The 15,098-nt window shown below is 67.4% G+C and carries 9 protein-coding genes; all 9 read left to right on the top strand.

Annotation, left to right across the window (positions count from 1 at the left end; translation table 11 throughout):
- Nucleotides 1–2 precede the first annotated feature (2 nt).
- The 9 genes from Q664_RS28655 (at nt 3) to Q664_RS28615 (ending at nt 15,066) form a co-directional block, all read left to right on the top strand.
- Nucleotides 3–1,688, top strand: a complete 1,686-nt coding sequence (locus Q664_RS28655) for a sigma 54-interacting transcriptional regulator (protein WP_043402826.1) — start codon at nt 3–5, stop codon at nt 1,686–1,688.
- 190 nt (nt 1,689–1,878) lie between these two features.
- On the top strand, nt 1,879–2,223 hold the full coding sequence (locus Q664_RS28650; RefSeq protein ID WP_052518790.1) for a DUF4258 domain-containing protein: 345 nt from the start codon (nt 1,879–1,881) through the stop codon (nt 2,221–2,223).
- Between the two features lie 30 nt (nt 2,224–2,253).
- Nucleotides 2,254–2,916, top strand: a complete 663-nt coding sequence (locus Q664_RS28645) for a vWA domain-containing protein (protein ID WP_043402824.1) — start codon at nt 2,254–2,256, stop codon at nt 2,914–2,916.
- Nucleotides 2,917–2,933: 17 nt separating this feature from the next.
- Nucleotides 2,934–3,668: a PP2C family serine/threonine-protein phosphatase gene (locus Q664_RS28640; protein ID WP_043402822.1), complete on the top strand. Its 735-nt coding sequence runs from the start codon at nt 2,934–2,936 to the stop codon at nt 3,666–3,668.
- Complete coding sequence (locus Q664_RS52785; protein ID WP_052518789.1) at nt 3,665–5,134, top strand: protein kinase domain-containing protein; 1,470 nt, start codon at nt 3,665–3,667, stop codon at nt 5,132–5,134. Before Q664_RS28640 ends, Q664_RS52785 begins: the two co-directional genes overlap by 4 nt.
- Complete coding sequence (locus Q664_RS28630; protein ID WP_043402819.1) at nt 5,131–8,466, top strand: DEAD/DEAH box helicase; 3,336 nt, start codon at nt 5,131–5,133, stop codon at nt 8,464–8,466. The genes Q664_RS52785 and Q664_RS28630 overlap by 4 nt, the downstream gene beginning before the upstream one ends.
- A complete protein-coding gene (locus Q664_RS28625) occupies nt 8,444–9,988 on the top strand; it encodes a hypothetical protein (protein ID WP_152622388.1) in 1,545 nt (514 codons plus the stop codon). Before Q664_RS28630 ends, Q664_RS28625 begins: the two co-directional genes overlap by 23 nt.
- A 9-nt stretch (nt 9,989–9,997) precedes the next feature.
- Nucleotides 9,998–12,799 carry an AAA family ATPase gene (locus Q664_RS52780; protein WP_052518788.1) on the top strand — a complete coding sequence of 934 codons (2,802 nt, stop codon included), beginning with the start codon at nt 9,998–10,000 and terminating at the stop codon, nt 12,797–12,799.
- Nucleotides 12,796–15,066: a hypothetical protein gene (locus Q664_RS28615; RefSeq protein ID WP_043402813.1), complete on the top strand. Its 2,271-nt coding sequence runs from the start codon at nt 12,796–12,798 to the stop codon at nt 15,064–15,066. The genes Q664_RS52780 and Q664_RS28615 overlap by 4 nt, the downstream gene beginning before the upstream one ends.
- Nucleotides 15,067–15,098 lie beyond the last annotated feature (32 nt).

The raw sequence follows: 15,098 nt of genomic DNA, 5'->3' as shown, positions 1-15,098 counted from the left end.
CCTTGAGCGCGGGTGGCCCCGTCCTGGTCTCGTGGGTGGCGCAGAAGAACGATCCTTACGAGCGTAAGGATCGAAGTGATGAGTACCTGAGAGAGCCGGACGGCCAGCCCATCCTCGGACCCACGCTCGCGCTGTTCTGCGACGATGACTCTCCCTTCAAGGGCAAGATCCACGAAGTCGTCCTGCTCCACCGCGAGGGCTCGGACGAGAAGATCGCCCTGGAGCGCAGGGCACTGGATGAAACGCGCCAGGCTCTCCTAGAGAGACGCCCCGGCCTGCGCATCTCTCTCGAGCCCTGGCGGGCGGAGGATCCCACCGACCACAAGGCCATCTTCGAGTTCCTGCGCGGGAAGGTGCCGGAACTGCGGCAACGCTTCAGGGACCGAGAGCTCGTCATCCACGCCACCCCGGGCACTCCATCCATGCAGACCATCTGGGTGCTCATGGCGGAGACGGGCTTCATCGATCAGCCGTTCCAGCTCGTGAAGTCCTACCGGAAGCATGAGCGCAACGGACAGCCGACGGTCGTCCCACTGCAGGTGGGCATCGAGAGCTTCTACAAGGTCTACATGACCTCGCGGCCCGCCGAGGTGACTTCGGATGAGGGGAGCATCCCCTGGGACCTGAAACAATTCCGCTCCGAGCAATTCCGCAAGCTGTTCACCGAGGCCCGGCGCTTCGCACAGCTCAAGGTTCCCGTCCTCATCCTGGGTGAGCGCGGCACGGGCAAGACGAAGCTGGCGAGTTGGATCCGCCTGCACAGTCCCTACCGGAGCCTGGAGCATGACACACGCTGGCCCTCGGTGGCCTGCGGCCAATACAGCCCGGAGACCATGCGCGCCGAGCTGTTCGGCTACCGTAAGGGCGCTTTCACGGATGCGAGGGAGGACCGGGACGGGCTGCTCGCCGAAGCGGACAAGGACACGCTATTCCTCGACGAGATCGGCGACATCTCGAAGGATCTCCAGCGATTGCTCATCCGGGCGCTTGAGGAGAAGCAGTATCTGCGGCTGGGGGATACCAGGCCGAAGAAGAGCGACTTCCGCCTGCTCACGGCGACCAACCTCCCACCAACGGCCCTGCGGGAGCGACTCGATGCCGACTTCCTGGATCGCATCGGCCTGCTGCGCCTGCGCCTGCCGCCGCTGCGTGAAGTGCCAGAGGAGCTGTTGTGGCTCTGGGATGCGACGTACCAAGTGGCGACACGCCGCTCGGGAGCCACCCCAAGCCAAGCGCGCCTCGGTGCCTCGCACCACGACCAGATCATCAAGACCCTCCGGCGGCACCCGCTGCCGGGCAACCTGAGAGACCTCTTCAGCGTCGCCTACCGGCTGATCGCCGCGCGCTGTGACGCCTACGAGCCCCTCTCACCAGGCGACGCCATGGAGTACGCGCTGGAGGAGTTCGAGGCGGGGAGTTCCCCCACCGAGGAGGCAGCACTCCTCAGGGATGTGGCGCAAGCCTTCGCACTCTCCCAGCCACTGGATCCGCTGCTCCGGCCCGGGACTCGCCTCCCCACCCGGAAGCTCAACAAGGAGTTGATGGCCTTCGTGGCACGCGAGCTCCGCCGACTTTCCTCCGTGCGCGGCGTCCCCATCGGGGAACTCTGCGACGTGACTGACAGGACACTGCGGGAACGCAAGGACCCTGCGGGCCGGAAGAAGTCTTCCGATGGAGCGGAAGGTTGATGCCGGAAACACGAGGGCTTCGGGCGAGGAGGAGGCGCCGCATGCACGCTGTCTCCAGGAAAACAGCCAGTGAGATCAACAGCTTGAATAACATAGAGGTGCATCCATTCGTGCTGGCACGGCATTCGCTCATGGGGAGGAGAGAACACCGCGGATCCCACCCACCGCAGCCGAATGAAGGAACCGAGCGATGCCCACCGCCCCCGTCATCTCCCCGCAGCCTCTCAGTGAGGGTTACTCCCTCAGCCAGCACGCCCAGCAGCGGATGCGCATGCGGGGAATTCCCTTGGAAGCCGTCTGCGCGGCTCTCTGGTACGGACGCGTGGTGCGGACCCGTGACGCGGAGTTCTACGTCATCGGGCACCAGGAGATCCGCCGCTACGCCCATGAGGGAATAGACCTGACGGCCTACGAAGGCGTGCATGTGGTGTGTACCGACGAGGGGCACATCCTCACTGTCTACCGCAACCGCGACCTGAGCCACCTGCGCCCCCGCCGCTACCGCTCGCACTGGCATCACCGGGGCCAGCGCTGAACCTTCCGCCCGAATCCAGAGGAGCACACGATGAGCAAGCTCAAGGAGTTCACCGCCTCCACCGCCCGGCCCCTGCCCGTCATCCTCATGGCCGACGTGAGCGGCAGCATGAGCACGAACGGGAAGATCGACACACTCAATGCCGCCGTGAAGGACATGCTCGAGACCTTCGCCCGGGAGGATGACAGCCGAGCGGAGATCCACGTGGGCATCGTCACCTTCGGCCAGGGCGGCGCGCGGGTACACCAACCGCTCCAGCCCGCCGCCCGGACGCAGTGGCAGCCCATGACGGCCTCGGGAGGCACCCCGCTGGGCGGCGCCCTGCAAGTGGTCACGGGGCTGCTGGAGGATCGTCAGCAGGTGCCCTCCCGGGCCTACCGCCCCGCGCTGGTACTCGTCTCGGACGGACAGCCGACGGACGCGTGGGAGGAGCCCTTGAAACATCTGCTCGGCTCGGAGCGTGCGTCCAAGGCCACGCGCTTCGCGCTGGGCATCGGCGAGGACGCGGACAAGGGCATGCTCCAGTCCTTCCTCGCGCAAGCGGACGCGCGCGTCTTCGAGGCACACGAGGCCCGGCAGGTCCGGCAGTTCTTCCGCTGGGTGACGATGAGCGTCACGGCCCGCTCACGCAGTTCGAACCCCAACAGCGTCGCCGTGGTGGAACCCACGGCTCTGGACGAGCTCGACTTCTGAGGAGACGGAGCTCGAACGTGCACACCCACTACTTCGGAGCCTCCGTGAAGGGCCCCTTCCACCACGCCGAGCGCCGTCCCAATGAGGATGCCTGGCTGGGGGTGAGGGGCGACTTCGGCACACTGGTCGTCGTCTCGGACGGGCTCGGTTCTCGCCCGCAGGCGAGGCGTGGCTCACGCATGGCGTGCCTGGCCGTCCGCGACGCGGTCCGCCACTGGGCGGCCGCCGAGAACGCTCCCATGGGGCACCTGGTCCGGCTGGTGGAGCTGCTCTGGCGGCTGCGCATCACCCCCGCCTCGCCGGAGGACTGCGCTGCCACATGCCTGTTCGCGCTGGTGCGGCCTCCCGGACAGCTCGTGGTCGCCGGCCTCGGGGATGGGATGGTCGCAGTCCGGGTGGAGGGAGAACCCGCGCGGTGGGTCCTCGGCCGGCGTGGGGACGCCTTCTCCAACGAGACTGCGGCATTGGGCGCGGCCCGTGGCCCGGGCGCGTGGTCGGTCCAGAGCTTCGACACGCGGGAGCGGCCGGTGGCCGCAGTCCTCGCCACCGATGGCATCTCCGATGACCTGCTCGAGAACCGGGTGGACGGCTTCGTCTCGTGGCTCCTGGAGACCTTCGCGCCCCTCGAGCCGGGTGCCCGGTGGCGCGAGCTCTCCCGGGAGCTGAGGGACTGGCCCACGCCTCAGCACCTCGATGACAAGACGCTCGCCGTGGTCTGGAGCCAGCCGAGGGACGAGAGGGACACCCCATGAGTGGTGGAGAGCGCCAGGTCGTGGACATGAATGGCATGCGCTACAGGCTCGGGCGGCAGCTCGGCCAGGGCGGCCAGGGGGCGGTTTTCGAGGTGGAGGGAGGCAAGCTCGCCGCCAAGCTCGTCTTCGACCGATCCGCCTCCCGTCGCGATCGCCTCCGCAACCAGCTCCTTCAGGTGAAGCGGCTGGCCCTTGGCGACCTGGAGCTCGCCCGACCACTGGAGATGCTTCGCAACCCCCACGTGGGTTATGTGATGGAGCTGCTTACGGGGATGGTGCCCCTGAAGCGACTCACCCACCTGCCGCGCGAGGAGCTGTCGCTCACCCAGTGGTACCTCTCCGGGGGAGGGCTGCGGCGCCGCTTGAGGCTGCTGGCACGTACCGCGGACCTGTTGTCCCAGCTCCATGGCAAGGGGCTGGTCTACTCGGACCCCTCACCCCACAACATCTTCGTCTCGGCGGCTCCGGACGGACACGAGCTCCGCCTCATCGACGCCGACAACCTGCACTACCAGTCCCCTTCCGCCACGACGGGCATCTACACGCCCGGTTATGGAGCACCGGAGCTGGTACGAGGGCTGAGGGGCGTGGACACGCTCACGGACGCGCACGCCTTCGCGGTCATCGCCTTCCAGACCCTGGCCCAGGTGCACCCGCTGCTAGGCGACACCGTCACCGAGGGCGAGCCGGAGCAGGAGGAGGCGGCACTCCGGGGGGAGTTCCCCTGGATCGACCACCCGGAGGACGAGCGCAACCGCTCCAGCCTGGGCATTCCGCGAGACGTCGTGCTGTCTCCGCGGCTCAAGGAACTCTGCCAGCACACATTCGGAAGGGGACTGACGGACCGGCTCGCGCGCCCGGGTCTCTCCACCTGGGCCGAACGCCTCCACGCCGCCGCGGATGCCACGCTCGGCTGCCCCGGGTGTGGCGGCACGTACTACGTCACCGCGAGCGCCTGCCCTTGGTGTGACTCCGCGAAACCCGCCTATGTGCTCGCGAGCTTCTTGCTGTCGGATCCGGTGGTCATCTCCTGCGGCGCATGCCGGACGGGCTACACCGTGGAGGAGGCGGAATGCCCCCGCTGCCGCACGCCACGCCCGGAAGGAGTGAATCGGACGAGCCTCGTGCGGGGACCGGACCCCGGCCGCAAGCGGCAGGCCCAGGCCGTGCTGACCGAGCAGACTCCGCTCGTCATTACCGAGCGGCTGGCGACAGGCCATATCGGCAGAGGCTCCAACGCGCCCAGGCTCGAGGTGCGGCTCCAGGGCAGACGCCTCTGGCTGAAGAGCCTTGATGGCTCGGTGTACCCGCTCAGCTCGAAGAGCGGAACGCGGAGCAACCAGGTCGGAGAACAGGCCGTGGACTTCCCGCTTGAGGCGGGCCAGGGTTCGTGGAGGCTGCACCTGGGGAAACTGGAGCAGCTCCACCGCATCGTCGGCTTCGAGCTGCGCACGGAGGGAAGATGAACATCCACGAAGTCTCGGCTGGTAAGCCGAGCACTCTCGAGGTGGAACCGGAGACAACGGGAGGGTTCGGCATCCGGCTGGCCCCCAGGTCCGAGGCGCTGCTCCAATTCTCCGAGACAACGGGCCAGACGCTGCTGCGCGTGGGAAGCGGAGCGTGGGCCATCCGCGGTGTGGACTCGCGCAACCAGACCCTGCTCCAGGAGTTGGAGGAGCGCAACCTGCCGCGCCTATGCTGGGTGGCCCACGCGCTGCCCAAGGGCGCCAACACACAGCGGGTCCTGCTCCAGGTCAACGAGTTCCCCCTGCGCTACACGTGGCCGGGAGACATCGACCTGGGGGTGGATGACAGGCTGGTGGAGCAGGTGCGGCAGAAGCACCCGCGGCTGGTGACCGTGGCCAGCGTGGTGTCCTGGTTGACGGAGAAGATGCTGCTGCGCTCGCCCGAAGAAGCGGGAACCTCGCGGGTGTTTCTCAGTGGCAGTGCCCATCCCCAGGCCGAGCAGCTCGGGGCCTTCCGGCTGCTGGGCTCCGGTCTCGCCGTGGACGTGGTGCGAGGAAGGGATGACCGGCTGCGCATCACCCGGGTCGTCGAGCAGCGCCGCTCAGAGAGGTACGACGAGCGCCGTCCCCTGCTGCTCGTGGAGGGGCGCTGGCGGTTCTGCGATGTGACGCTCGCCGGGGAGTTCCGGGGGGTGGCACGCACGCAGCTCGACCAGCTCGTGGAGCGCTCCACCAGCTATCTCCACCTCTGGAAGGCCTACAACGCTCTGGAGCGGGCGAGCATCCTGCGGCGGGCGCGCGCCTTCGGGCTGCTGCGCTACACCCGGTGCGAGCTCAAGGGCAACGGCCTGTGGCGCTTCCACCTGCACGCCACCAGCAACCTTGAGGAGCGGCTGCGGCAGTTCCAAGACATGGAGGCGGTGGATCTGGAGGCGGCGGCGGTCCCTCCCGCGGAGCTGCTACCAGGAGCCTCGGAAGAGCCGTCCCCGGCGGAACCCGGCCAACGTGGGCGGCGCGAGCGGACCTTCGCCGCCGCGCTCGTGTCAACCGACGCGACCCGCCAGACGCTGGACATGCGCCCCCTGCAGGGGGAGGACGCGAAGCCTCCGAGCCCGGGAGTCCTCTTCGTCAGCCTGAGTGGAGATCGCAAGCGACTGGAGCGCAGGGAGCAGGCGCACGGACTCATCGCCACGGCAGAGAGCCCCATGCCCCAGCTCGGTCTGCTCATCGAGGGACAGGACGTACCGGAGCGCCGGCGCCGGACGGAGAAGGCCCTGAGCGCGGCGGCGCGGGAGCTCTTCGACGGAAAGCCCACCGACAAGCAGCTCAAGGCCCTGGAGGCCGCGCTGAATACGCCCGACATCGCGCTCATCCAGGGTCCCCCTGGCACTGGCAAGACGAAGGTCATCACAGCACTTCAGGTCCGGCTCGCCGAGATCGAGGAGAAGGAGGGCATCTCCGGCCAGACCCTGCTGACGAGCTACCAGCACGACGCGGTGGAGAACGCCGCCTCGAAGACGCGCGTGTTCGGCCTGCCCGCCATCAAGGTGGGCCGGCGGCGAGGCCAAGCGGAGGAGGCGGACACGGACGGATTCCACCGGTGGCGCCGCAAGCAGGCCGAGGACGTGCGCGCCGATCTGGCGGCCATGCCCGAGCGGCCCGTGGCGGACGTGCTCCGCCGGGTGCGCAACCTCGCCGCCGCCTACGTGGCGGCTCCGCGTGAGGAAGGCGAAGCAATCCCCCTTCTTCAGGAGGTCTCCGCGCTGGCGCGTGAGCACCTCCCCACCGACCTGCAGGATCGGCTGCTGGCGCTCTTCCAGGAGCTGAGGCACGGGCGCTCTTCCAAAGCCGCGGCGAGCGGCGAGGAGCGCGAGCAGGCCCTCAAGGTGGTGCGTGCCCTGCGCACCGAGGCCGTGGCCTTCTCGGATGATGGCAGGCGCAACGCCCGGCGGGTGCTGAATCTGCTCGATCTGCACCCACTGCTGGAACCACCGGACCGGGAGTTGCTGGAGCGTGCCTCGGGCTGGGACTCGGAGACACCGCCGCCATTCCTGGAGGAGCTGAAGGTGCTCCAGGGCCGGCTGGTGGACCGCCTGCTGCCGGATCAGCGTCCCACGGGAGCCCCTACGGTCCACGCGGACGTCGAGACGCTCCTCACGGACATCATCGAGGCCCTGTACCGGCGGGTCCGCGAGACCGCCGCCGGACCAGCCGCGGTGCTCCACGACTACCTGGACGATCTCGAGCATGACGTGGAGGGCTTCCACCAAGCAGTGAGGGATTACACGGTCGTCCTGGCGGCCACCTGCCAGCAGGCAGTGGGTTACCAGATGAGTCAGGCCAAGGGAGACAACACCCTCTTCCACAACGTCATCGTCGATGAAGCAGCGCGCGCCAACCCGCTAGACCTGCTCATCCCGATGTCCCGGGCCGAGCGCCGCATCATCCTCGTGGGGGACCAACGCCAGCTGCCCCACATCCTGGAGCAGGACGTGGAGAGCGAGCTCGATCACTCCGCCTCGGAGGAGACACGAGAAGCGCTCCGGCAAAGCCTCTTCGAGAGGCTCTTCCTGGACATGAAAAAACGCCAGGCACGGGACAGAATCCCCCGCACAGTCACTTTGGACGTCCAATACCGCATGCACCCGGTGCTGGGAGAATTCGTCAGCGACACCTTTTACAAGAAACACGGCGAGGCGTTTGGCTCGGGGCGCCCGGCCTCCGACTTCGTGCACGGGCTGGTGGGATACGGGGAGGCCGTTGCCGCGTGGGTGGATGCCACCCTGGGCCAGGGGCGGGAACACGGGGGACAGAGCAAGTCTCGTCCGTTCGAGGCCCGGTGGATCGCCCAGGAGGTGAAGCGGCTGGCGGAGCAGCGGCCCGACCTGGGTTTCGGCGTCATCACGTTCTACTCGGCGCAGGTCCAGGCCATCCTCCGGGAGCTGGCGCGGCTGGGGATGGCCGAGCAGGGTGAGGACGGTGAGTACCGGATCATCTCCGCATGGCGCGAGACAGGAGATCGGAAGGAGCGCCTGCGCGTGGGCACAGTGGACGCCTTCCAGGGGAAGGAGTTCGACGTGGTGCTCCTGTCGATGACGCGTAGCAATGACCTGCGTGCCTCGAAGCAAGAGGTGCTCTCGCTGCGCCGCAAGTACGGCCACCTGATGTTGGAGAACCGGTTGTGCGTGGCGATGAGCCGGCAACAGCGTCTGCTGATCGTCGTGGGGGATGGGTCCATGCTGCGCGGAGAGGCAGCCGCGACGGCGATTCCTGGACTGGTAGCCTTCCGCCAACTCTGCGAGGGAAGACATGGCATTGTCGTTCCAGCGTGAGGACACGGTCCTGTACTTCCGGCCGCGCGCGCACGCGCGGTGGCGGGAGCGCCGCTACGTGCTGTGGCCGGCCTGGGCGTACCGTGTCGTCGCTCCCGAGGTACGGGAGCGCCAGCTCAACGTGCTGCAAAAGGCCGTCCTCGGCATGTTCCGCGCGGGCGTCACCACCCCCGAGGGAATCAGCACCCGGCTCCACCTCCACGCCGACCTCATGGCCTTCATCGCCGGAGAGATCTTGGAGAAGGGCCTGATCGATCATCAGGGTCTTCCCACCAAACTGGGCCTGGAAGTGCTGGAGCAGGAGACACTCCAATCCCGGCGGGTCGTCGCAGGCTATGTCTTCCAGGATCCCTGGACCGGGGAACTCTGGCCGCGCTTCGTGGAGCGGCTGCAGTACGCCGAAACGGAGATGAAGCCGAACGGCTACCCCAACTTGGTCCTGGGAACGACCGGAAAACCCGAGCCCCGTCCGGCATACCTGCATCGTCCGGAGAGGGCCTCCACCCAGGCCACGCCGGACGCCACCGACATCCTGGAGGTCACGCGCCGCCACGGGCGGGCGCTGAGGCACTCGGATCCGTCGATGGAGGAGGAAGAGGAGGACGGAGGCACGTTCGAACTTGGCACCATCGACATCGAGCGCGTCTCGCTCATCGAGGATCGGCCGCAGCCCGTCTACCTGGCCACATACCTCTATCTGCCCGAAGACGCGGATACAGCGGGGGACTGGCACGTGTGCGATCCGTTCGGGCTGGGGGCCAGCACCTTTCTGCGGCGCGCCATCGTGCGGCAGATGGAGCAGGAGCCCACGCTGAGCAAGCTGGTGGATCAGCTGCTGGGACGCGCGCTGGGCGAAGGCATGGAGGGAGTCCGAGCGTGGATGGAGCAGTTGAGGGGCAAGGCCGAGCTGGGGGTTGAGCAGAGGCTAACGTCCGAGATCCGCCGGCTGCCCTACTACGCCCACGTCCTGGAGATGGAGCTGGCCTACCTCGAGGTGGAGCATCTCGGCACGGGCAGTTCGAACCCGAAGCTCCGCGGCGTGCTCCTAACGGCGCGCCGGGTCACCGAGGCCCTGTTCGCCCATCTCCTGGGAGCCCATAGATCTCCAGACATCCTCCGGAGGATCTCCCGGGAGCCAGAGCACTCGGCCAGCATCTACACCTCCACCGCGGCGGCGTTGGGCCTCGAGGTTCCCCTGCCGCAGCCGCTGGCCAACGTGAAGCGCAGTCAGGTCGAGTCCGTCCTGAAGCACCCGGATGGCTGGCGGCTGCGCCCGATGATCGTCGCCACCCTGCTGACGGCACGGGATGACAACCGGCATCCGCTGCGGGAAGCGGCCCGCCGGGAGCCCAGGCTGCTGAACGAGCTGGAATTGATCGCCAGCATCGCCGGCCGGGAGCTGCACGGCGGAGACGGTGCGCTATCGATGACCGCCGTGCAGGAGACGGTGAACAGGGTCTACCACGTCGTGGGGCTCTTCTCGGGGCTCGCCAACGGCACACGCAATCCACCGCTGAGGTGAGGGACAGAGATGGGGAAGAAGAACAACAAATACAAGGCCTCCTCCGGAAAGACGGCACCGGTCCCCACGCCCGTGCCCCAGGCGCCTGCTCCATCCGTGACGCCACAGCCCGGACCACCGGAGGCCACTGCGGCGGATGCACTGGAGCCGGTCCCCTCCGAAACGAAGGCGGGTTCCCTGCTCGGCAGGACGAAGGCGCTCCTCCAAGCGGTCATGGGCAGCGGCTCCACGGAAGCGGAGGCCGAACCCGCGACGGGGACGGTCGCGGAGCTGGAAGCCCGGCTCGCCGAGGCCGTGAAGCAGGCCGAAGAGGCGCTCGCCGCCTGTCAGAAGCGGGAAGAGAAGGCCAAGGCCAGGGAGCAGGACGCGGAGACGGATCTGCTGCGGTTGCTGGAACAGCAAGCGGACCTGGACCGGCGAGCCACGAGTGCCCAGGAAAAGGAAGCGGACCTGGAGCAACGTATCTCGAACGCACAGGAGCAGCTCGCGCGGCTGGCCGAGCAGCGCCAGCAGCTCACGCGCCAGGAGGCCGAATTGAAGGAGCGCGAGGCCCGGTTCCTTGAGGAGAAGGAAGACCTCGTCCGCCGGGAGCTGAATGCCCAGGCCGGCTTCGCCGAGCAGCGGCGCGAATCGCTCCGGCAGTTGGAGGAGGAAGCGGGGCTCCTCCAGCAGCAGCTCTCCGAGAACCGGGAGCGCCTCACCAGCGAGCGGGCTACCTGGGAAGCGGAGCGAGCCTCCGCACGGAACGCGCTGGACACGGAGCTGAAGCAGAAGCGTCTGGAGCATGAGACCCGGCTCCAGGAGGAGCGGGCGGAACATGAGCAGCAGCGCCAGCAGGAGCGTGAGGAGCAGGAGGAGCAGCTGCGGCGGGAACGCGAGGAGCAGCAGAAGCACCTCCGGCAGGAGCGCGAGAGACAGGAGGAGCACCTCCGGCAGGAGCGCGAGAGGCAGGAGGAGCACCTCCGGCAGGAGCGGGTCAACCATGAGGGTCGGCTGCGCCAGACCCGGAAGGAGCAGGAGGAGGCGCTGCACGGCATCCAGCGTCAGCTTGAGCTGGCTCGGGAGGCCCTCCGAACGACGGAACGGAGCCTTGAGAAGCGCGAGGAGCAGCTCGGCTGGGATCGCGAGGACCTCCTCAGCGCCCGGGCCAACCTCGACCAGCGGCTCGAGCAGCGCGCGGCGGCCCATACAGAGGAGTTGGAGCATCGCCTTCGGGCACTCCAGGAGCGCCTGGACGTCGCGAGCCGCGAGCGCGACCGGTTGGAGCGCATCCTGGGCGGGCGTGAGGAGGCGGACCGGCGCTTCGGGCACCAGACGCCCGAACAGGTGCTAGCGGAGTTGGCGGAGCTTCGTCAGGAAAGGGACAAGTTGAAGGAGAGCCTGGCCTCCAGACCCGGGGCCGAGGCGGCACGGCAGCTGCGCGAGCTGCTCTCCCAGAAAAGCCAATGGGAAGCGGAGCAGTTCACCCTCCAGCAGGAGAACCAGGAACTCAAGAACGCCCTGACCCGGCAGACCATCGCGGTGTCGGAACTCGAGGCGCTCCGCGACCACAAGGCCTCGCTGCAGAGCAGCCGGGACCTGCTCCAGGCGGCGCTCGAGGATCTCCGCAAGGACGTCGACGAGCGCATCCGTCGCTCGGACGGAACCAGTCCCTTCCCATCGCTCAGTCTGATGGATGCGGATGACAGGCTGAGCGCGCCGCAGCTCGTGCGAGACGCGCCGCTGAATCTCAAGTCCTTCGTGGAGGAGCTCCAGCACCGCATCGCCCAGGATCCAGACGCGGCCAAGGCGGGCAAGGTGCTGTTCTACCCACCGGAAGTCCTCCGGAGCTTCGTTGCGGGGCTCGCGATGAGCCCACTGCTGCTCCTGCAGGGCAGCAGCGGAACGGGCAAGACGACACTTCCCCTCGCGTTCGCCCGGGCCATTGGCGCCGGTGGCGAGGTCGTCGAGGTGCAGGCGGGCTGGCGCGACAAGCAAGATCTCATCGGCCACTTCAACGCTTTCGAGCGGCGCTTCTACGAGGCGGAATTCCTGCAGGCCCTCTACAAGGCCCGCTGTCCCCACTTCAAGGATGTCCCATTCCTCATCGTGCTCGATGAGATGAACCTGTCCCACCCCGAGCAGTACTTCGCCGACCTGCTCTCCGCCATGGAGCTGGAGGCGCGCAGGCAGAAGCTGCGCCTGATGACCGCGCCCGCAGAGCCGTCTCCCGTCGGGCTGGAACATGGGAGGATGCTCCCCTTGCCACAGAACGTCTGGTTCATCGGCACCGCCAACCACGACGAGACCACGAAGGAGTTCGCCGACAAGACCTATGACCGGGCCCACGTGATGGAATTCCTGCGGGCACAACCCAAGCAGTTCAAGCCGCAGGCACAGCCTCTCGAGAAGCAGAACCCGCTGGGGCTCGAGGCACTCCGAAGGGCTTTCGAGCAGGCGAAGGACCAGCACGCGAAGCAGGCGGTACAGGCCTACGGATTCCTGCGAGACAAGCTAGAGAGCCTGCTCGAGCGGCGATTCCGGATCAGCCTGAGCAACCGGCTGGAGCGGCAGATGATGGCCTATGTGCCGGTGATCCTCGCCGCAGGAGGCAGTCTGGGCGAGGCCACCGACCACATCCTCGCAACCAAGCTGCTGAGGAAGCTGCGCAACCAGCACGACACGCGGGGTGAAGACCTGATCAAACTCCGGGAGCAGCTCCTGCAAGAATGGCCGAGGCTGGACGCCACCAGGGCTCCAACCAGCGCACTGGCGCTCATCGACGAACGGCGGAAGCACCTGGGAGTGGATGACGAGGAAGAGGCCGCATGAGCGCGGCCTACCACAACCGTCTCACCGGTGCCGATTTGCCCGCGCCCCCGGACCCCACGCCGCTGTTCGGGCTCTGGCAGGTGGTGACGCCAGGACCGGGTGACTGCTTCCTGAACTCCGTCCCGGTCACGAGCGGGGACTTCCTCGTGCCCGATGCCAGCGGACGCTGGACGCTGACCGAGGCCCTGAGCGGGCAACGGCGGGATGGCTCGTTCGGCAAGTATCTGATCCCCGAGGAACTGGAGGCCTACAGCGTCAAGTCGATGGGGGAGAGGCTCCGGCCCCTGCTCGAAGGAGGCCAGACGTGGCTCGACTGGCTGGACGTGACTCCAGTGACACCGGGAATGTCCGAACAGGTGGAGTTGCAGCGGCTTGACCGGGCCATCGACGAGCACCTGGGTCACCTGAAGCAGGTCTGCCTCAGGCCACGCATGCATCTGAGGGTGGACATCGAGAAGACGCCCGTGGACCGCGCGCGGCGAATCCCCCCCCAGGCGACCACGTACCTGGCCACCCACTCGGAGGACTGGGAGCGCCGCACATTGAGGGCCGTCCATCCCAAGCGTATTCAGGCGCTGGTGCGCGACGACCTTGTAGACATCTACGAAAACCGGATCTCGGCCCGGCTGGTGGACCACCTGTTGGACTATGTCCGCAAGCGCATGCACGACGTCCGCAAGCTTCGCCGGGTCTTCGAGAAGACGAAGGACTACGAGGCGCAGGCACTCGCCGGCTCTCACTGGAGGCAGAAACGGGTGTGTGGGTTGTGGGGAAAGGCCGTCGACGCGGACGAGCGCCGCCGCCGGGCGGACGCCACCCTCCAGGAGCTTGAGCGGCTCCGGTACGCACTCCTGGGGCTGATGAGCTCCGCTCTCTACAAGGGAATCCCGCGCCGTGCCCAGGTGGGGAACTTGCTCTCCCTCACGAACATCCTCCGGAACGACATCCACTACCGTCATGTCGCGACGCTCTGGCGGGAGTGGGCGGCGTACCGCCAGACCCAGGTGCGCAGCCCGGGTGAGGTATACCAGGGCCATCAGCGCGTCTGCCGCAGCTTCGACGCATTCTGCCTGCTGCTCGTGATCCGCGCACTCGATCAACTGGGGTATATGCCCCAGGATCCCGAGGCCTCGCTGCGGCCAGGCGAGCCCATCGTACTCGAGGGGCCAGGGGAGAAAGTGCAGCTGCGCTGGGATGAGGAAGGAGTCATCTCCTTATCAACGAGCCACGAGCAGTGGCGCATCGTTCCCCTCCCCGCATCCATCTCGGCGAGCCCAGATGCGGAGGTCGCGAGGCGACACCTGGAGACCATGGCCCAGGCGGGTCCTGGTGACGGCACATCCTCCACGCTCGTGTTGCATCTGGCGGGAAGTAGTGGGGAGGAACGGCTTGAGCCCGAGGTGCTCCAACGGCTGCATACGCTGGGAAATGATCTGAAGAAGGCGGAGCGAAGGGGCCCGGGGATGCTCCCGGTGGCCCCCTGGGACATCGGGAGTGTCGAGCGTGTCGTCCGGGCCCTGCGTTGGGCACTGAACGCCTCCCGATTCCTGCGCTATCCGGCCCGGGTGGAGGCCCCCCTTCCGGAGGGGCTCCCGGTGGGACACGCACAAGGCTGGCTCCAACTGCATGACAAGAAGGTCGTGGTGATGCGGCCACCTGCTCAGCATGAGCGTGTCGCGTTCGAGCCGGCGGAGGTGGTGCGCACCCTTGAGTCAAGGCACCAGCAACTCAAGGCCCGGCATCTGCAGTCCACGGAGGCGGCTCGAGAAGCCTCGAAGAGAGGGAGCCGCACGAGCTCGCTCAACCAGGAGAAGAGTGAGTCAAATGCTGCGGTCATGCGTGCCCAGGAGGAGCTCGAACGAGCGAAGGCTTTTCAAGTGGCACTGGAGGAGGCGATACGGCTCGTGGATGGGCTCAGGCATTGCCCAACCTGTCCCGCCCAGGTGGAACCTCAACACGGATTTCAGGCACGTCCTGGTGGCGACTTCCATTGCGAGTGCGCTGACTGCAGGACGAGCTGGGGAACCCAGGCATGTGGCGCATGCCGCGGGCGCTTCCCCTTCCTGCTCCCCGCCATGAAGGGTTGGAGCGGGAGGGAGCCTGCTCCGGGCTGGGTGGATCAGGTGCTGGGAGGAGACGTTCTGGCCGTGCCCTGCGCCCGCTCTTCCGAGCCCGGCACCTTCATCTGTTCCGCTTGTGGAGCCTGCTCATGTGCGGAGTGCCGCGCCGCCGAAAAGCGTTCCATCCGCATAGAACCTCGTCCCTGAAAACCCGATGGGCAGGTCCACACCAGGAGGCT

It is taken from the genome of Archangium violaceum Cb vi76 (genome assembly GCF_000733295.1).
Taxonomy (GTDB): domain Bacteria; phylum Myxococcota; class Myxococcia; order Myxococcales; family Myxococcaceae; genus Archangium; species Archangium violaceum.
The sequence above is the reverse complement of the archived record's forward strand: the minus strand, read 5'-3'. Positions and strand labels throughout refer to the sequence as shown.